The organism is Kitasatospora sp. NPDC089797, from assembly GCF_040684795.1.
Taxonomy (GTDB): Bacteria; Actinomycetota; Actinomycetes; order Streptomycetales; family Streptomycetaceae; genus Kitasatospora.
Window position 1 is genome coordinate 19,292 of record NZ_JBFBGS010000031.1, and the last position, 17,066, is coordinate 36,357.

General features: G+C 74.5%; 18 protein-coding genes. 11 read left to right on the plus strand and 7 right to left on the minus strand.

All coding sequences use genetic code 11. The features are described 5' to 3' along the window. Positions 1-217: 217 nt before the first annotated feature. Positions 218-2,047: an acyl-CoA dehydrogenase gene (locus tag AB0O91_RS24795; protein WP_363436855.1), complete on the minus strand. Its 1,830-nt coding sequence runs from the start codon at positions 2,045-2,047 to the stop codon at positions 218-220. A gap of 283 nt (positions 2,048-2,330) precedes the next feature. Here AB0O91_RS24795 and AB0O91_RS24800 point away from each other — a divergent pair, with 283 nt between their 5' ends. Then, the gene (locus AB0O91_RS24800) at positions 2,331-2,765 is read left to right on the plus strand and encodes an SseB family protein (RefSeq protein WP_350507437.1); all 435 of its coding nucleotides are present in this window, start codon (positions 2,331-2,333) and stop codon (positions 2,763-2,765) included. 126 nt (positions 2,766-2,891) lie between these two features. Continuing rightward, on the plus strand, positions 2,892-3,851 hold the full coding sequence (locus AB0O91_RS24805) for a pirin family protein (protein WP_363436858.1): 960 nt from the start codon (positions 2,892-2,894) through the stop codon (positions 3,849-3,851). A gap of 105 nt (positions 3,852-3,956) precedes the next feature. Here the strand turns inward: AB0O91_RS24805 and AB0O91_RS24810 are convergent, their stop codons facing one another. Then, positions 3,957-4,778: an integrase gene (locus AB0O91_RS24810; protein ID WP_363436860.1), complete on the minus strand. Its 822-nt coding sequence runs from the start codon at positions 4,776-4,778 to the stop codon at positions 3,957-3,959. Positions 4,779-4,980: 202 nt separating this feature from the next. On the opposite strand from AB0O91_RS24810, the gene AB0O91_RS24815 reads away from it, so the two are divergent. Continuing rightward, complete coding sequence (locus tag AB0O91_RS24815; RefSeq protein ID WP_363436862.1) at positions 4,981-5,115, plus strand: hypothetical protein; 135 nt, start codon at positions 4,981-4,983, stop codon at positions 5,113-5,115. 82 nt (positions 5,116-5,197) lie between these two features. Here the strand turns inward: AB0O91_RS24815 and AB0O91_RS24820 are convergent, their stop codons facing one another. Further along, positions 5,198-5,821, minus strand: a complete 624-nt coding sequence (locus AB0O91_RS24820; RefSeq protein WP_363436864.1) for a TIGR03086 family metal-binding protein — start codon at positions 5,819-5,821, stop codon at positions 5,198-5,200. Next, the gene (locus AB0O91_RS24825) at positions 5,818-6,684 is read right to left on the minus strand and encodes an alpha/beta fold hydrolase (protein ID WP_363436866.1); all 867 of its coding nucleotides are present in this window, start codon (positions 6,682-6,684) and stop codon (positions 5,818-5,820) included. Before AB0O91_RS24825 ends, AB0O91_RS24820 begins: the two co-directional genes overlap by 4 nt. 140 nt (positions 6,685-6,824) lie before the next feature. Between AB0O91_RS24825 and AB0O91_RS24830 the strand changes: the two genes are divergently transcribed. Further along, complete coding sequence (locus tag AB0O91_RS24830; protein ID WP_363436867.1) at positions 6,825-7,466, plus strand: TetR family transcriptional regulator C-terminal domain-containing protein; 642 nt, start codon at positions 6,825-6,827, stop codon at positions 7,464-7,466. A gap of 63 nt (positions 7,467-7,529) precedes the next feature. Here the strand turns inward: AB0O91_RS24830 and AB0O91_RS24835 are convergent, their stop codons facing one another. After that, positions 7,530-8,837 carry an amidase gene (locus AB0O91_RS24835; protein WP_363436869.1) on the minus strand — a complete coding sequence of 436 codons (1,308 nt, stop codon included), beginning with the start codon at positions 8,835-8,837 and terminating at the stop codon, positions 7,530-7,532. Between the two features lie 25 nt (positions 8,838-8,862). Next, on the minus strand, positions 8,863-9,093 hold the full coding sequence (locus AB0O91_RS24840) for a hypothetical protein (protein WP_363436872.1): 231 nt from the start codon (positions 9,091-9,093) through the stop codon (positions 8,863-8,865). Positions 9,094-9,278: 185 nt separating this feature from the next. Here AB0O91_RS24840 and AB0O91_RS24845 point away from each other — a divergent pair, with 185 nt between their 5' ends. After that, entirely contained in the window at positions 9,279-10,205 is a 927-nt protein-coding gene (locus AB0O91_RS24845; RefSeq protein WP_363436875.1) for an LAETG motif-containing sortase-dependent surface protein, read from the plus strand. A 97-nt stretch (positions 10,206-10,302) separates the two neighbouring features. After that, the gene (locus AB0O91_RS24850; RefSeq protein ID WP_363436876.1) at positions 10,303-11,031 is read left to right on the plus strand and encodes a hypothetical protein; all 729 of its coding nucleotides are present in this window, start codon (positions 10,303-10,305) and stop codon (positions 11,029-11,031) included. A gap of 54 nt (positions 11,032-11,085) precedes the next feature. Here AB0O91_RS24850 and AB0O91_RS24855 read toward each other — a convergent pair whose 3' ends face one another. Next, complete coding sequence (locus tag AB0O91_RS24855) at positions 11,086-11,727, minus strand: ATP-binding protein (RefSeq protein ID WP_363436878.1); 642 nt, start codon at positions 11,725-11,727, stop codon at positions 11,086-11,088. Positions 11,728-11,956: 229 nt separating this feature from the next. Between AB0O91_RS24855 and AB0O91_RS24860 the strand changes: the two genes are divergently transcribed. From AB0O91_RS24860 to AB0O91_RS24880, 5 genes are all read left to right on the plus strand, one after another. After that, on the plus strand, positions 11,957-12,763 hold the full coding sequence (locus AB0O91_RS24860; RefSeq protein WP_363436881.1) for a hypothetical protein: 807 nt from the start codon (positions 11,957-11,959) through the stop codon (positions 12,761-12,763). A gap of 184 nt (positions 12,764-12,947) precedes the next feature. Further along, on the plus strand, positions 12,948-13,700 hold the full coding sequence (locus AB0O91_RS24865; protein WP_363436883.1) for a YcnI family protein: 753 nt from the start codon (positions 12,948-12,950) through the stop codon (positions 13,698-13,700). Positions 13,701-13,773: 73 nt separating this feature from the next. After that, positions 13,774-14,442: an SCO family protein gene (locus tag AB0O91_RS24870; protein WP_363436885.1), complete on the plus strand. Its 669-nt coding sequence runs from the start codon at positions 13,774-13,776 to the stop codon at positions 14,440-14,442. Further along, entirely contained in the window at positions 14,439-14,951 is a 513-nt protein-coding gene (locus AB0O91_RS24875) for a copper chaperone PCu(A)C (RefSeq protein ID WP_363436887.1), read from the plus strand. The genes AB0O91_RS24870 and AB0O91_RS24875 overlap by 4 nt, the downstream gene beginning before the upstream one ends. Before the next feature lie 13 nt (positions 14,952-14,964). Further along, complete coding sequence (locus AB0O91_RS24880) at positions 14,965-17,064, plus strand: FixH family protein (protein ID WP_363436890.1); 2,100 nt, start codon at positions 14,965-14,967, stop codon at positions 17,062-17,064. Positions 17,065-17,066 lie beyond the last annotated feature (2 nt).

Sequence of the window (17,066 nt, forward strand, 5' to 3'; positions counted from 1 at the left end):
TGCGGCCCACCGTCACGACCGTCGACCGGCGCTGCGCCGGCCCCCTTCACGCCCTGGTCCCGCACGGTCGCACACCGTCAGCGGAACTCCCCGAATCCCCTGCCCCGGGGCGGGACTTCGCCCCCCCCCCGGGAGCCGGAAACACCGAAGGGCCCGGTGGCAGCCGGGCCCTTCGGTGCGAGGGTGTCGTCAGGCGGTCAGAAGAGGGTGCGGGACCTTAGAAGGCCTCCTCCGCCAGCTCCATGATCTCGTTGTCGATGCCCTCGGCGATCGCCCGCTGCGGGGCGATGGTCGGGAGGACGTTCTTGGCGAAGAAGCGGGCGGCCGCGACCTTGCCCTGGTAGAACGGCACGTCCTTCTCGGAGGCGCCGGCCTCCAGCTTGGCCAGGGCCACCGCGGCCTGACGCAGCAGCAGCCAGCCGACCACGACGTCGCCGGAGACCATCAGCAGGCGGGTGGTGTTGAGGCCCACCTTGTACATGTTCTTGACGTCCTGCTCGACCGAGGTCAGGTCGGCGATGAGCTTGCCGACGATGGCCTCCAGGTCGCCGGCGGCCTTGGCGAGCAGCTCGCGCTCGGCGGCCAGGGCGTCGCCGCCCTCGGCGGAGGCGAGGAACTTCTGGATCTGCTCGGACAGCGCGGCCAGCGCCTGGCCGCCGTCCTTGACGATCTTGCGGAAGAAGAAGTCCTGGCCCTGGATCGCCGTGGTGCCCTCGTAGAGGGTGTCGATCTTGGCGTCCCGGATGTACTGCTCGATCGGGTACTCCTGCAGGTAGCCGGAGCCACCGAAGGTCTGCAGGGACTGGGCGAGCTGCTCGTAGGACTTCTCCGAGCCGTAGCCCTTGACGATCGGCAGCAGCAGGTCGTTGAGGCGCTCGGCGGCCTCGTCGGTCTCGCCGCGCAGCTTGGCGGCGGTCATGTCGTCCTGGACCGACGCGGTGAACAGGACCAGCGCGCGCATGCCCTCGGCGTAGGCCTTCTGGGTCAGCAGCGAGCGGCGCACGTCGGGGTGGTGGGTGATGGTGACGCGCGGGGCGGTCTTGTCCAGGAACTGCGAGATGTCGGCGCCCTGCACGCGCTCCTTGGCGTACTCCAGGGCGTTCAGGTAGCCGGTGGAGAGGGTGGCGATGGCCTTCGTGCCGACCATCATCCGGGCGAACTCGATGATCTTGAACATCTGGCGGATGCCGTCGACCTTCTCGCCGAGCAGCCAGCCCTTGGCCGGGTGCTTGGCACCGAAGGTCATCTCGCAGGTGTTCGAGGCCTTGAGGCCCATCTTGTGCTCGACGTTGGTGGCGTAGGCGCCGTTGCGCTCGCCCAGCTCGCCGGTCTCCCAGTCGAAGTCGTACTTGGGGACGATGAACAGGCCCAGGCCCTTGGTGCCGGGCTTGCCGCCCTCGGGGCGGGCCAGCACCATGTGGATGATGTTCTCGGACATGTCGTGCTCGCCCGAGGTGATGAAGCGCTTGACGCCCTCGATGTGCCAGGAGCCGTCCTCCTGCTTGATCGCCTTGGTGCGGCCGGCGCCCACGTCGGAGCCCGCGTCGGGCTCGGTGAGGACCATGGTGGAGCCCCACAGGCGGTCGGTCATCCGCTTGGCGACCTCGAGCTGCTCCTCGGTGCCCTCGTCGGCGATGACGCCGGCGAAGGCCGGGCCGGAGGAGTACATCCAGATGGCCGGGTTGGAGCCCAGGATCTGCTCGGCGAAGGCCCAGATCAGCGAGTTCGGGGTGACCTGGCCGCCGATGGACTCCGGGATGCCCAGGCGCCACCACTCGGCGTCCATGAAGGTCTGGTAGCTCTTCTTGAACGTCTCGGGGACCGGCGCGGTGTTGGTCTCCGGGTCGAAGACCGGCGGGTTGCGGTCGGTGTCGGCGAACGACGCGGCGAGGTCGTTCTCGGCGAGGCGGGCGATCTCGCTGAGGATGTTCTTCGCGGTCTCGACGTCCATGTCCGCGTACGGGCCGGTGCCGTACACCTGGTCGCGACCGAACACCTCGAAGAGGTTGAACTCCACGTCCCGCAGGTTGGACTTGTAGTGACCCATGGCCGTTTTCTCCGGTTCGTCGCTTCCGGGAGACCGCCGCGTTTCGGGCGCCCCGTACCCACCAGTAGGCATCATGATGCTACCCAGCGGTAACTTGGGCAAGCCCCCGACGGTGAATCCGCTATGAACGTGGTCACGTCCCACAGCCGGGACGGCCGCTCCTTGTCAGGATCGACGCCAGCGCGCGCGGGTGCGCTCCCGCTAGCCTGTCCGTGTGTACGGATATGACCAGAACGCATACCCGGGTGACCCCTACCAGCAGCAGACGGGTCCGCAGCCGGGCATGAACGGCATGCCCGGACCGGACGCCTACGGCGCGCAGGGCCAGGCGCCCCAGCAGTCGCTGTACCCGGAGCCCTCCCCGCCGTCCCTGGCGGACGCGGTCCGGGCCTTCACCACGGGCTCGATGGCGGTCGAGGACTTCCAGGCCATCTTCATCACCTCCAAGGTGCACTGCCCGCGCGGCGAGCGCCCCGGCTTCCTGGCCCTGCACAACACCCCGACGCCGGTGATCCCGATGTTCAGCTCGCTGAAGGAGCTGCGCCGCTACGCCGGCAAGGACTCCAAGCACTTCACCGTCACCGGCGCCGAGGTGCTGGACCTGCTGCCGACCGGCTACGGCTTCGCGCTGGACATGGAGGGCGAGCACCGGATGGTGTTCGACGCCAAGGCGGTCGAGCAGATGGTCGACTTCACCATGCGCCGGATGTACGGATAGCCCACCCTGGGAGGGGAGCCCGCGCTCCCTCGTCGCTACATAGTTCAACTTTCAACTTGCTTGTTGTTGATGATTGAACTAATCTCGTGGACGTAGGCCAGAGAACCCCCCTCGAAGGAGGCCGACATGCCCGCCGTGACCGTCGACAACCCGCTGACCCTCCCGCGCGTCACCACGCCGGACCCGGCCGTCGCGAACGCCCGGCCGGTGCTCACCGTCGCGACCGCACCCGAGGGCTACGAGGGCGAGGGCTTCCCCGTCCGCCGCGCCTTCGCCAAGATCAACACCAAGTTCCTCGACCCGTTCATCATGATGGACCAGATGGGCGAGGTGGACTACGCGGCCGGCGAGCCGAAGGGCACCCCGTGGCACCCGCACCGGGGCTTCGAGACGGTCACGTACATCATTGACGGAACGTTCATCCACCAGGACTCGCACGGCGGCGGCGGCACCATCACCGACGGCGACACCCAGTGGATGACGGCCGGCTCGGGCCTGCTGCACATCGAGACCCCGCCGGAGTCGCTGGTGCTGTCCGGCGGCCTGTTCCACGGCCTCCAGCTCTGGGTCAACCTGCCCGCCTCGGACAAGATGATCGCCCCCAAGTACCAGGACATCCGCGGCGGCAGCGTCAAGCTGCTCAGCACCGAGGACGGCGGTGCGCTGATCCGCGTCATCGCCGGTGAGATCGACGGCCACCAGGGCCCCGGCACCACCCACACCCCGATCACCATGGCCCACGTGTCGGTGAACCCCGGCGCCCAGGTCACCCTGCCCTGGCGCGCCGACTTCAACGCCCTCGCCTACGGCCTGGCCGGCAACGGCTCGGCCGGCACCGAGCGGCGCCCGTTCCACCGGGGCCAGGCCGTGGTCTTCGGCGACGGCGACTCGATCACCATCCGCGCCGACGAGAAGCAGGACTCCCGCGACAACAACTTCGAGGTCGTCCTGCTCGGCGGCCTGCCGATCCGCGAACCCGTCGCCTGGTACGGCCCGTTCGTGATGAACAGCCACCGCGAACTCCAGCAGGCCATGGAGGACTTCCAGGCCGGCCGCCTCGGCACCGTCCCCGCCGGCGCCGAGTAGTCCGCCACGGCGCAGGGCCCCGGACCACCCGGTCCGGGGCCCTGCGCCGTCCGCGGGCGACCCTCCCCGCGGCCGGGGAACGGGCGGCCGCGGCAAGGCGCCGGCTCACAGCAGGGCGTAGAGGGCGGAGGCGTCGTCGTGGGTCTTGCCGCGCGGCCAGCGCTCGCAGCCCGCGTCCGCCCGCTCCACCTCGCGCACCTGGGCGATCAGCTCGGCCGGGCCGGACTCCGCCAGCAGCCGCAGCACGTCGCCCCAACTCCCCAGCCCGAAGCGCTCGGTGTAGCGCGAGGCGCCGTCGGTGAGGGCGGCCAGCGCGTGCAGCCGGTCCAGCCGGACGAAGCCGGTCTCGGCGTGCTCGGCGGCCCGCGGACTGGCGGCGGCGATCCACGGGCCGGCCCCCCGGTTGCGGGCGGCCCGCACCGCCAGCGCGTACTCCAGGTGCAACGCGGCCCGTTCGGCCGTGCCCGGGACGGTCGCCCAGACCTGGCGGCGCAGCCCCTCCCCGCCGGGGAAGCGCTGGTTGTCGCCGATCACCCTGGGCGGGCCGTCCTTGAGCTCCAGCACCAGCAGCGAGTCACCGAGCACCAGGTACTCCAGCGACTCGCCGTGCCGCCGGGCCGCGACCACCATCGCCGCCGGTGTGTTGGCGTGGCCGAGGTCGCAGCGGCCGCCGTGCAGCGCGGCCGTCTCCACGATGGCGTCGGCCAGGCACTCGGCGATCGAACGGTCCACCCGGTCGGTGAGCCGGGCGAGCAGGTGCACGCCCAGCCGGCGGACGTACCAGGCGGTCCCGTGCCGGCACCCGGACTCCAGGCCGGCCGGCGAGCTGGCGCCGTCCAGCAGGACCAGCGCCTCCGGCGAGGCGGCCGCGAAGTCCTCGCTCTCGCGGTCGGGCCGCCGTGCTTCCCCTGCGAGCTGTAGCTGCATCCCGACAGTGTGGCGCCGTCCCCGGCCCGCGCCCAGACCCCGTGCACCGGTGCGGGCCGGGCCGGCCCCGGTGCCCGGTGGCAGCGGGGGCGATTCGGCCATACCGTCGGATAACGGCCGCCCGATTCGGCCAATCCGGGCCGGTCGGGTTTGGGACCACCTTCGAGTGCCCGAGCGGCCCGGGACTGACGAGGAGCGGAAGATGTTCTGGCAGTTCATCGTGTTGCTCGCCGCCGCGCTCGGCTTTCCGACCGCCGCCCTGCTGTACTTCATCGGCGGGCCGCGCTTCCCGGACGAGAAGCGCGGCCCGCGGTCCGGGCCCCCGCACGCCTCCTGAGCAGCGGCCCCTCCCGCACCCGAGCCGGCCCGAGCCGGACCTGCCCCGTGTGAGGCCTATCCCGCGTGAGGCCTGCCCCGCGTCAGGCCGTCCAGGCCGGGTCGCGGCCGAGCAGCGCCAGCGCCCGGTCGAACCGGCCGGCGCCGGCGCCGACTTCGCGACCGGGGCGGAAGGCCCGCCCGGGCGCCCGGGCCTCCGGGGTGTCCGGGACGGCCTCGCTCACCGTCAGCAGCGCGGTGGCCAGGGCCTCGTCGCCGTCCACCGCCGCGACCAGCGCCGCCGCACCGCCTAGCGCGGCGGCGACGTCCCAGGCGTGCACCAGGGTGTCCACCAGGTGGAAGCCGACCGCCAGTCGGAGCGGGAAGGGGCCGCCGTCGCGGATCTCGGGCAGCCAGAGCGACCGCTCGGCGGCGGCCGCCGCCCGGAAGCCGGCGGTGAGTTCGGCACCGGTGCGGCGGAAGTCCGCCGCCGGGTCCGCGCCGAGCCGGGCGTCCGCGAACAGCGCGAGGTCCGGGCCCGCGCCGAGCGCCGCCGCGGCGAAGCCCCGGTGCTGGCCGACGCAGTGCTCCAGCAGGCGGCGCAGCGTCCAGTCGGCGCACGGGGTGGGCCGGTCCAGGTGCTCCGGCCGTACCGTGTCCACCACCTCGACGGCCACCTCCATGGCCCGTGCGTGCAGTTCGACGAGTTCCCAGTCGACGGTCCTCATGCGGCAGTGACCCCCAGTCCTGCGGAAATGAATCCGATCACCTGGTCAACGACGGCCGGTTCCGCGACGATCCTGCGGTGACCCAGCCCCCGGGTGGTCACCAGGTCGAGCCGCTCGCCGTACGCCCGCTTCAGCCGGTGCGCCTGCGCGACCGGCACCACCCCGTCGTCCTCGTCGTGCAGCACCAGCACCGGCAGCCCGATCGCCGCCGCCCGGAGCGCGGCGTCGTAGCGCTCCCAGACCCCGGCGTCCCCGGCGAACAGGCCCTGCTCGATCCGCTGGCGCAGCGCCTGCTCGACGGTGCCGTCCAGGCCCAGCCCGGCGCAGAACGCGGACGGGAAGAAGCCGACTTCGGACACCCCGGAGACGGCCGCCAGCCGGCCCGCCCGCAGTCCGTCGCCCAGCGCGCCGAAGGCCGCGCAGACGCCCAGCGAGTGCGCGACCACGGCCTCGAACGGCCCGTACCGCTCCTGGAGCCGGAGGGCGAGTTCGCGGTACTCCAGCACGCTGGTGGCGCGGCCGCCGGAATCGCCGTGCCCGGGCGCGTCGAAGGCGAGGACGCTGAGCCCGAGGGCGCGCAGCCGGGGCACGAACGGCGCGAAGCGGGAGGCCCGGGAGCGCCAGCCGTGCAGCAGCAGGACCGGCCGCTCGCCGCCGCCCCAGCGGTAGCCGACCACGGGCTTGCCGCCCACGGCCAGCGGTTCGAGGGCCGCCTGCCGGTGCACCTCCTGCTCGGCGGGCCGCACCCGGCTGCGGCGCAGCGGGCGGCGGAACAGCTCGTAGGCCGCCCGGCCGGCCAGGCCGGGGGCGATCCGGGCGGTGGGGTTGAGGGCGGTGCGGATCAGTGCCTGGGCCGGGTCCATCGGATCTCCCTGTTCTCCTGCTCCCTGGGCCTTGCTCGCGGCGAGATATTAGCACGACCGTTCGTGCAGTTTTAGGCTCCGCCCACGGCCCGCGCACTACCCTGGGCGGCACCCACCCCACGAAGGAACGAGGACGCACGATGGCCGGAGCGACCACCGACGGACGGGTCCTGCGCGGTGAGGAGACCCGCCGGGCGGTGCTGCGCCGCGCCGTCGGCATCGCCTCCGTCGAGGGCCTGGACGCCCTGTCCATCGGGCGCCTCGCCACCGACCTCGGCCTCAGCAAGAGCGGCGTCTTCGCCGGCTTCGGCTCCAAGGAGGAGCTCCAGCTCGCCACCGTCCGCGCGGCCCGCCGGATCTTCGCCGACGCCGTCGTGACCCCGGTCGCCGACACCCCGCCCGGCCTCCCCCGGGCCCGCGCGCTCTGCGAGAGCTGGCTCGCCTACTCCCGGGCCCGGGTCTTCCCCGGCGGCTGCTTCTTCCACCAGGTCATCGCCGAGTTCGACGCCCGCCCCGGCCCCGTCCGGGACGCCCTGGCCGACTGCGCCCGGCAGTGGCACGCCACCGTCGTCGAGTCCCTCGCCGCGGCCCGCACGGCCGGCGCCCTGCGCCCCGACACCGACCCCGACGACCTCGCCTTCGCCCTGATCGCGGTGCTGGAGACGGCCAACTCGCAGGCCGTGCTGCACGAGGAGGACATCCCCTACCAGCGGGCGGGCCGTCTGCTGCTGCGCCTGCTGCGCGCCGAGGCCGCCGACCCGGCCGACCCGGCACTCGCCTAGGCAGCCTCCGAGCACCTTCGGAGCGCGTCCCGCGACCCGCCCGGGGAAGCGCCCGGGAGACGCTCAGGGCGTCGCCAACACCCGTTCCAGCAGCGCCGATCCGGCCAGCAGCCGTTCGTCCCCACCCGCCGTGCCGACCACCTGGAGGCCGAGCGGAAGCCCGTCCGGGGTGCACCCGGCGGGCAGGCTGAGCGCGGGCAGGCCGAGGAAGCTCCACGGCAGCGACATCACCGCGTCCCCGGTGCTGTGCAGCCCCTCCGGCGCACCGCCGGTCGCGGCCGGCGCCAGCCACAGGTCCACCCCGGCCGCGTCCGCCGCCGCGGCCACCCGCGCGCGCAGCCGCTCCCGGAACTCCAGCGCGGCCGTCCGGTCCTCGGCCGCGACCCCCTGGCCGACCCGGATGCCCACCACCGTCTCCGGCCGGTACAGACCGCCGAACCGGGCGAACCAGTCGGCGTGACTGCGGGCCAGCTCGAACCGGTTGACGGTCTGCAACTGCCGGGTGACCTCGGCGAAGTCGGCGAACAGCGGCACCCTGCGCACCGTCACCCCGGCTCGCGCCAACCGCGCCAACTGCTCCTCGAAGGCCCGCCGGGCGACCGGCTCGGCCCGCTCCAGGTACGGGCCGTCCGGCACCCCGAGGACCGGCTCCGCAGCGGCCCCGGCAGCGCGCCAGCCGTCGCAGAGCAACGCGGCCGCCAGCGCCGCGCCCGCCAGATCGGCGGTGAACACGCCCAAGGTGTCGAGGCTCGGCGCGTTCGGGAGCACGCCCGCGATCGGGATCCGCCCGTACGTCGGCCGGAACCCCACCACCCCGCAGTACGCGGCCGGCCGGATCACCGAACCGACGGTCTGGGTGCCGATCGCCAACGGCACCAGCCCGGCCGCGACCGCCGCCGCCGAACCGCTGCTGGACCCGCCCGGGGTGTGCCCCGGACGGTGCGGGTTGCGGGTCGGCCCCGGCGCGCTCGCGGCGAACTCGGCCGTCACCGTCTTCCCCGCGACCAGCGCGCCCGCCGCCAGCAGCCGGTCCACCACCACGGCCTGCGGTCCCGCCAGCACGCCCGGCGGCAGCGCCGACCCGCCGTGCGTGGGCAGCCCGTCCACGTGCACGATGTCCTTCACCCCCACCGCCACCCCGTACAGCGGCGGGCGCCCGGCCGGATCCGGGTGCCGTGCCGCCAACTCCCGTGCCCGCGCCCGCAGTCGGTCGGGCCGTCCGGGCTCGGGGACGAAGGCGTGGAGCAGCGGGTCGACCCGCTCGACCAGGGCGCACAGCCGGTCGACGTACTCGGGCAGTCCGGGCGCGCCGGAGCGCAGCCCGGCGGCCTCGACGGTCAGCGACCGGGGCCGGACCAGGGGTTCGTCCATGCCGAGCACGGTAGCGCGCGACCGCTCACTGGTGCTCGGCCGACAGGTACGGCGTCTCGCGCAGGAAGTACGCCCCGCAGGTGTGGCAGCACAGTTCCGGGGTCCGCCCCCAGTCCACCGCGTCCCGCACCGGTGCCCCGGGGTCGAGCTCCCGGCCGCACATCGCCACGCTCTGCGCACCCCGGACCATGTGCCAGAGCCGCACCCCGCCGGCCTCCCCGTCGGCGCCGAACTCGGCTCGCATCTGGTGCATCATGCCCCCATCGTCCGACCGCCCCCCGCCCCCGGCAACCGGAGCGCCCCGGGGCCCTGCTCCCCCGTCCGGAGCGCGGTCACCACACCCCGGTAGGGTACGCGGGCGAACCAGCGCCGACGGCTCCCGTCGAGGCCCCAAGTCGCCCGAATCCACCCGAATTTCCCCCAAAGATGGAGCTTGTCAGCGTGCGCTCTTCCCGTCTTCTCGCCGCCTCCGCACTGACGGCGCTGACCCTCTGCGCCACGGCCGGCGCCGCCACCGCGGGCGCCGTCGGGATCACCTCCTCGCCGACCCCGACCGCCACCACGAGCCCCACCCCGACCGCCACCTCCCCGAGCAGCCCGGTCACCCCGAGCGTCCCGGGCACCCCCACCCTCAAGCCGATACCGAAGCCGACCCCGGACTCCCGGTGCCAGGGCGGCGTCTTCCAGAGCGCCCTGCTCAAGGCCACCGGCACCGGCCTCTACGGGACCACCCTGATCAAGGGCGGCCCGGCCGCCGAGATCACCGTGACCTGGGAGAACAAGAGCGGCGTGGACCTGCCCGTGGTCCACAACTCCCTCTACGTCACCGACGAGTTCAACAGCGACCGCCCGGTCGGGTGGAGCGCCGCGTTCTTCGACGTCCAGCTCGACACCGGCGACGGCTGGAAGCCCGCCCGGCTCGACGACCGGAGCCTGCAGTCGCCCGACCTCAAGCTGGCCAAGGGCGAGAAGCGCACCTACAAGGTCCGGATCGCCGCCACCGCCAAGGCCCCGGTCGGCCGCTACGGCGCCAACTACGAGGCCGGTTCGGACGCCTTCGACAACGACAAGATCCCCACCCCGGCCAACAACAAGCCCCAGGCCTGCACCCAGTTCCTGGACGACTACGCGGGCACGTTCCAGGTCGCCGAGGCCGGCGGCGCCACCGCCCCGGCCGCCAGCACCCCGGCCACCACCGCCGTGCCCGCCGCCGCCGTCTCCGCCTCCCCGTCGGCCGGCCCGCACCTGGCCGAGACCGGGGCCGACTCCAGCACCCTGCCGCTCGCCCTGGGCGGCGCCGCGGTGCTGGCGGCCGGCGCCGGTACCCTGTTCGTCCTGCGCCGCCGCAAGGCCGGTGCCCACAACTGACCCTCCGCCACATGAACCGAGGGGCGCGGACAACCGTTCGGGCCCCTCGGTGGTCTACCCCGGAGAGCGCACCCCGACCGACCGCTGGAGCCCACCGATGCGTCCCGCCCGCCTCCCCGCCGCCTGCACCCTGCTCGTGCTCACCGTCGGTCCGGTCGCCCTCGCCACGGCCCCCGCCCTCGCCGCCGACACCCCCTCGGCCACCCCGGCCGGTCCGACCCCCACCGGCCCCGCCACCGGCGAGCCCACCGGCCCGGCCGAGTGCCCGGAGGGCGTCACCGCCGACCCGATCCCGGCCACCGGCACCACCGACGCCGCGGGCGAGCTCGCCGTCACCTTCACCAACACCACCACCGCCACGGCCAAGCAGTTCGCCGCCACCGTCGCGCTCGCCGACGGCGCCGGCAGCCTCCCGCTGGAACTGCGCGCGGGAGCCGGGGCCTGGAAGCCCCTGACCGTCACCGGCACCCCCGTCAACGCCGGCAGCTACCAGCTCCCCCAGGGCCAGAAGCTCACCCTCACCGTGCGCAGCGCCGCCGGGGCCGGGCACGGCGACCACCGGATCACCTTCACCGCCAAGTCCGAGGTCCTCCCCAGCAGCTCCGCCCCGGCGAAGAAGTACACCTGCCCCCAGCTGACCGCCACCTACACGGCCACCCTCACCCTCACCCCCACCCCCACCGCCGACCGCACCCCGGCCCCCGCCCACCTCGCCGACACCGGCGCCGGCACCGCCACCCGCCCCCTCGCCGTCGCCGGCACCACCGCCCTCCTCCTCGGCGCCGGTCTCCGCGTCCTCACCCGCCGCCGCCCCACCGCCGACTGACGCGGACACCCGGGCACCCGGACACCCGGAACCAGCGGCACCGACCCGCTGCCGCTACGAGGCCGCCCGGAGCAGCGCGTCGTCCTGCCACTTGAGGATCTTGTCGAAGCTGACGATCGCCCCGCGGAGCGGGTGGTTGCGGAGCTGGACGTGGTCCGTGAGGGCGTGGATGAGGAAGAGGCCGCGGCCGGACTCGGCGGTGAGGTCGGGGAGGGCGTCGAGGTCGACCGGGCGGAGGGTGGGGACCTGGGGACGGCAGGGCAGGACGTGGGTGTCGTACGGGTGGCCGTCGCGGCGGGGGCGGTGGGCACTGAGGACCCGGGCCGGGACGGTGGCGCGGGCCCGGCGGGAGCGGCGGGGCGCCCGGCCGCTCGTGGCGGGGCGGGTGGCCGGGAGCGGGCCGGCCGGGCGGCGGGCGGGCAGGGCGCCGGCGGCGGGCAGGCCCGGGCCGGAGTCGGTGACCTCGATCCGCAGCCGGTCGCCGTTGATCGAGGCGGTGACCTGGAAACCGTCGTCCGGGCGGCCGGTGGCGCCGTGTTCGACGGCGTTGGCACAGGCCTCGGTGAGGGCGACGCCGAGGTCGTCGGCGATCTGCGGGTCGACGCCAGCGGTCGCCATGGCGCCGAGCAGGATGCGCCGGGCCAGCGGCACGCTGGCCGGGTCGCGCTTGAGGTGCAGAGTCCACCAGATGTCCACGGGAGGTCCCTCCTGGCTGCGGCTCCACATACAACTAGGTATCTCCGGGCGATTCGGCGGTGAACCGTGCCCGGGGGCGGCTACCGCCCGTTCGGCGGATGGACTGGGGACGGGCTCTGTGCCGAGCGGCGCGCTCCCGGCCCTGCACGCCGCGGCCGAACGGGGCATTCGTAGGGATTTCCCACCCTGCCCGTGTCGGCGGTGTACGCGATGAGATGATGGCCCGGCCATGACTGCCCTCCCCGCCGCCCCGTTCCAGGGCACCCCTGCACCGGTTCGGCCGGTCCGGGCTGCCGCCTGGGACCTGCGGCTCGCCCGGGCGGTCCCGTTCGCGCTGGTCTGCACGCTGATAGCGGCCGCCGGGCACGCGCTGGCCGGTGGCGGGGACGTCCCGCCGACCGCGCTGGCGACGGGTTTCGCCGCGGTGCTGGTGTTCGCGGCGGTGTGCGGCGGACGGGAGCGTTCGCTGGCGGCCATCGCCGGGGCGCTGGGCGCGGGGCAGCTCGGTCTGCACTGCCTCTTCCACGGTTTCCACGAGGTCGCCGGCTCCGGCATGCCCGGTGCGATGTCCATGCCGCAGGCGGCCGGCCGGCTGATCTGCAACGAGGCCCGGCCGGGCACGCTGCTCGGCCTGCCCGGCGGCACCTCGCCCGAGCAACTGGTCTCCTCCGCGGGCCTGGACCCGCACGTGTACGCCGTCGCGCCCTGGTGGCAGGGCGGCGTGCTGGGGATGACGCCGTCGATGCTGGCCGGGCACCTGACGGCCGCGCTGGTGGCGGGCTGGTGGCTGCGGCGCGGCGAGGCGGCGCTGTGGCGGCTGGTGCGGGTGGCCGCCTCGGCGGCCCGGGAGCACTGGGCGGCGCCGCTGCGGTCGGCGCTGGTGCTGGTGGCCGCGCTGCTGCGCGGGCTGTGCGGCGCGACCGGTCCGGTCCGCCGGTTCGGGGCGGGCGGCGGCGGGAGCCGGCTGTCCGCGGGTGCGGTGCTGCGGCACAGCGTGGTGCGGCGCGGCCCGCCGTGCGGGGCCCTCGCGTACTGACCCGGCGTTCCCCCGTACCCGACGAGCGGTACCGGTCGACCCGGTGACGTGCGCGGTGTCCGGGCCGTTCCCGTCCTCCCACGGCGACGGCGGCCCCAAGGCCCTGCCCCACCCACGTCCGCCCGCGCGGCCCCGCCGAGACCGGCGACCGCGCGCGCCGAGCTCCGATCGGAGACCCCCCATCATGCGTTCCCTTCCCGCCCGTCGCATCGCCGCCGTCACCCTGACCGCCGCCGCCTCGGTGGTGGCCCTGGCCGGCCCCGCCTTCGCGCACGTCACCGTGAACCCGGGCTCGGCCGCCCAGGGCGGCTACACGGCCGTCGACTTCCGGGTGCCGAACGAGAGCGACACCGCGAGCACGGTGAAGCTGGAGGTCAACCTGCCGCTGGACCACCCGCTGGCGTCGGTCCGCACCCTGCCGCTGCCGGGCTGGACCGCCGCGGTCGAGAAGTCCAAGCTGGACAAGCCGATCAAGGTGCACGGCAGCGACGTCACCGAGGCCGTCTCCAAGATCACCTGGACCGCCGACGCGGGCACCAAGATCGCCCCCGGCCAGTTCCAGGAGTTCCGGCTCTCGCTCGGCCCGCTGCCGACCGACGCCGACAGCATGGAGTTCAAGGCGCTGCAGACCTACGACAACGGCGACATCGTCCGCTGGATCGACGAGTCCAAGGACGGCCAGCCCGAGCCGGCCCACCCGGCCCCGGTCCTGAAGCTCACCAAGGCCGCCGCCGGTGACGGCCACGGCGTCACCGCCTCCCCGGCCGCCGGTGCCCACGGCGACAGCTCCGACCACGCCGCCGCCTCGGCCGGCGACGGCAAGTCCAGCGACGACACCGCCCGCACCCTCGGCGTGGTCGGCATCGTGGTCGGCGTGATCGGCACCGCCGTCGGCGTGCTCGGCCTGCGCCGCCGGAACAGCGGCTCCGCCTCCTGACCCCCGCGCCGACGGGGCCGCCGCGACCACGGCGGCCCCGTCGGCGGCCCCTCGCGCCCCGATCGGATCCACCATGCCCCGCACCACCCGCACCACCCGCCTGGCCGGCGCGGCCGCGCTCGCCCTGGCCGCCGCGCTGACCCTCTCCGCCTGCGGCTCCTCCGGCGGCGGCTCCTCCGCCGCCAAGGTCGTCCAGCAGAAGGACGACACCCCCTACCAGGGCACCAAGCTGGCGAAGAACTTCGAGAAGCCGGACCTCCAGCTGACCGACACCGCCGGCCAGCCGTACGACCTGCGGCAGCAGACCAACGGCAAGGCCACCCTGCTGTTCTTCGGCTACACCAGCTGCCCGGACGTCTGCCCGACCACCATGGGCGACATCGGCGTCGCGATGAAGGCGCTCCCCGCGGAGGAGCGGAAGAAGATCAACGTCGTCTTCGTCTCCACCGACCCCCAGCGCGACACCCCCAAGGTGCTGCGCAGCTGGCTGGACTCGATGGGCACCGACTTCATAGGCCTGACCGGCGACCTGGAGAAGGTGAAGACCGCCGCCAAGTCGCTCGGCATCATGATCGAGGACCCGGTGGTCAACGCGGACGGCACCGTCACCTCCACCCACGGCGCCCAGGTGCTGGCCTTCCTCCCCTCGGACGACAAGGCGCACGTGCTCTACATGAGCGGCACCGAGGAGAAGACCTACGAGCACGACCTGCCGCTGCTCGCCAAGGGGGTCGCGGCGTGAACCCCGCGACGGCCGGCACCCGGCGCTTCCGGCGCTCGGCCCTGCTGGGAGCCGTGGTCGCCACCGCGCTGGGCGGCGGCGCGATACTCGCCGCCTGCGGGACCGGTGGCCAGGGCGGCGGCACCGCCGCCGGCGGTCCGGCCAGGCTGAGCGTGGCCGACTCCTACGTCCCGCTGCCCCCGGCCGGCGGCATGGGGGCCGGCTACCTGACCGTCCGCAACGACGGCGGCGGCGCCGACCAGCTGGTCAAGGTGACCAGCCCGGACGCCGAGTCGGTCACCATGCACCGCTCCACCCCGTCGACCATGGAACAGGTCACCAGCCTGGACGTGCCCGCGCACGGCGCGCTCCAACTCGCCCGCGGCGGCACCCACCTGATGATCATGGGCTGGCAGAAGGCCCCCGCCCTGGGCGACGAGCTGGAGTTCGACCTGACCTTCGCCAAGTCCGGCACCATCTCCGTCAAGGTGCCGGTCAAGGAGCTCACCTACCGCCCAGGCCAGAGTTAGGGGACCCGCCAGCATGGAGAAGGCCTCGCACCGCAGACTCCCGCACCCCGCGACCGGCGGCCGCGGGACCGCCGACCGCCCGGCCGCCCGGCGCACGGCCACCGAGCGCACGGCCACCGACCGCACGGCCACCGACCGCCGGACCGCCCGCCGGCGGATCGCCGGGCTCCTCGGGACGCTCGGCGCGCTGCTCGCGCTGATGCTGGCCGGCGCCGGCCCGGCCGCCGCGCACGCCACCCTGGACGCCACCGACCCGGCGCAGAACTCGGTGGTCGCCACCGCCCCGGCGGCGGTCACCCTGACCTTCAGTGAGACCGTCTCGCTGTCCAACGACTCGGTCCGGGTGCTCGACCCGGCCGGCAAGGCCGTGGACACCGGCAACCCGGGGCACGCCGACGGCAAGGGCAACACCGCCCGGGTCGGCCTCAACAGCGGGCTCGCCAACGGCACGTACACCGTCGCCTGGCGGGCCGTCTCCGAGGACTCGCACCCGGTCGGCGGGGCGTTCACCTTCTCCATCGGCGCCCCCTCGGACACCTCGGTGTCCGCCACCGCGCTGCAGGGCGCCAAGGCCGACACCCTGGTCGCCGCCCTGTACGGGACCGGACGCACCGTCGCCTACGCGGCGTTCGCGCTGCTCGCCGGGGTCGCCGCCTTCGTCCTGGTCTGCTGGCCGGCCGGGGTCGCCCGGCGCCCGGTGCAGCGGCTGCTGATGACCGGCTGGACGGCGCTGCTGACCTCGACCGTCGCGGTGCTGCTGCTGCGCGGCCCGTACGAGCGCGGCTCGGGCGTCGGGCAGGCCCTCGACCTGTCGCTGGTGCGCACCACCCTGGACGAGCGGATCGGCACCGCGCTGGCCGCCCGGCTGCTGCTGCTGGCGGCCGCCGGGATCTTCCTGTCGCTGCTGGTCGGCCAGTTGGGGCAGCCGCCGAAGCCGGTCGCCCCGACCGCCGACGAGCACCCGGCGGAGGACGCCGAGGCCGCCGAGCTGCGCGAGCTGGAGCAGCGGGCCGTCGAGCGGCCGCAGCGCGAGGCCCGGCTCGGCCTGGGCGTGGCCGGACTGGTGCTCGCGGTGGCGCTCTCCGCGACCTGGGCCGGCGCCGACCACGCCTCGGTGGGCATCCAGGTCTGGCTGGCGCTGCCGTTCGGCATCCTGCACCTGATCGCGATGGCGCTCTGGCTGGGCGGGCTGGCCGCGCTGCTGGTCGCGCTGCGCGAGGGCGTCGGCGCCGAGGTGGTGGACCGCTTCTCCAGGGTCGCCTTCGGCTCGGTGGCCGTGCTGGTCGTCACCGGGGTCTACCAGTCCTGGCGGGGCGTGGGCAGTTGGAGCGCGCTGACCGGTACGGAGTACGGGAAGCTGCTGCTGGTGAAGACCGGCTGCGTGGTCGTGATGCTGGGGGTCGCCTGGATCTCCCGCAGCTGGCTGGCCCGGCTGCGCTCGGCCCCGGCCGAGGCCGCGGAGGTCGAGCGGGCCGAGGTGCCCGAGCCGGTGGGCGCCGTGGCGTCCGGCGCGGACCCGCTCCGGCAGGCGCAGTTGGAGCGCCAGCTGGCCGCCGCGCGCAGCGCCGGCCGCGACCGCGGACTGACCCCGACCCGGGCCGGGCTGCGCCGCTCCGTACTGGTCGAGGCGCTGGTCGCCGTGGCGGTGCTGGCGGTCACCACGATGCTCACCAACTCGCCGCCCGGACGGGTGGCCGGCGAGGTCAAGGCGGGCGGTGCCGCGGGCGCCGGGAACGCCGCTCCGGCCGCCCCGCAGACCGAGCCGGGCCGCACGGTGGAGCTCAAGCTGCCGTACGACACCAAGGGCCGGACGCCGAACGCCAAGGGCACCGCGACCGTCACCCTGAACCCGGCCCGGACCGGCCCGAACGAGGTCAAGCTCGCGCTGGACGGCACGGACGGCAAGCCGGTGGACGTCCCCGAGGTGCAGCTCGCCTTCACCCTGCCGGACCGCGACCTCGGCCCGCTGCCGGTCGCGCTCACCCCGGAGGGCACCGGCCGCTGGAGCGGCACCACCCAGCTCCCGCTGGCCGGGACCTGGGTGGTCTCGGTGCAGATCCGTTCCTCGGACATCGACCAGACCACTCCGACCCAGCAGTTCAAGGTCGGGTGAGC

Excerpts from the sequence above, each read along its gene's own strand:
- AB0O91_RS24830 (WP_363436867.1), top strand. The coding sequence starts at position 6,825 with ATGGCCGGAGCGACCACCGACGGACGGGTCCTGCGCGGTGAGGAGACC.
- AB0O91_RS24870 (WP_363436885.1), top strand. The coding sequence starts at position 13,774 with ATGCCCCGCACCACCCGCACCACCCGCCTGGCCGGCGCGGCCGCGCTC.
- AB0O91_RS24810 (WP_363436860.1), bottom strand. The coding sequence starts at position 4,778 with ATGCAGCTACAGCTCGCAGGGGAAGCACGGCGGCCCGACCGCGAGAGC.
- AB0O91_RS24815 (WP_363436862.1), top strand. The coding sequence starts at position 4,981 with ATGTTCTGGCAGTTCATCGTGTTGCTCGCCGCCGCGCTCGGCTTTCCG.
- AB0O91_RS24880 (WP_363436890.1), top strand. The coding sequence starts at position 14,965 with ATGGAGAAGGCCTCGCACCGCAGACTCCCGCACCCCGCGACCGGCGGC.
- AB0O91_RS24860 (WP_363436881.1), top strand. The coding sequence starts at position 11,957 with ATGACTGCCCTCCCCGCCGCCCCGTTCCAGGGCACCCCTGCACCGGTT.
- AB0O91_RS24840 (WP_363436872.1), bottom strand. The coding sequence starts at position 9,093 with ATGATGCACCAGATGCGAGCCGAGTTCGGCGCCGACGGGGAGGCCGGC.
- AB0O91_RS24805 (WP_363436858.1), top strand. The coding sequence starts at position 2,892 with ATGCCCGCCGTGACCGTCGACAACCCGCTGACCCTCCCGCGCGTCACC.
- AB0O91_RS24835 (WP_363436869.1), bottom strand. The coding sequence starts at position 8,837 with ATGGACGAACCCCTGGTCCGGCCCCGGTCGCTGACCGTCGAGGCCGCC.
- AB0O91_RS24800 (WP_350507437.1), top strand. The coding sequence starts at position 2,331 with ATGAACGGCATGCCCGGACCGGACGCCTACGGCGCGCAGGGCCAGGCG.
- AB0O91_RS24850 (WP_363436876.1), top strand. The coding sequence starts at position 10,303 with ATGCGTCCCGCCCGCCTCCCCGCCGCCTGCACCCTGCTCGTGCTCACC.
- AB0O91_RS24795 (WP_363436855.1), bottom strand. The coding sequence starts at position 2,047 with ATGGGTCACTACAAGTCCAACCTGCGGGACGTGGAGTTCAACCTCTTC.
- AB0O91_RS24825 (WP_363436866.1), bottom strand. The coding sequence starts at position 6,684 with ATGGACCCGGCCCAGGCACTGATCCGCACCGCCCTCAACCCCACCGCC.
- AB0O91_RS24865 (WP_363436883.1), top strand. The coding sequence starts at position 12,948 with ATGCGTTCCCTTCCCGCCCGTCGCATCGCCGCCGTCACCCTGACCGCC.
- AB0O91_RS24820 (WP_363436864.1), bottom strand. The coding sequence starts at position 5,821 with ATGAGGACCGTCGACTGGGAACTCGTCGAACTGCACGCACGGGCCATG.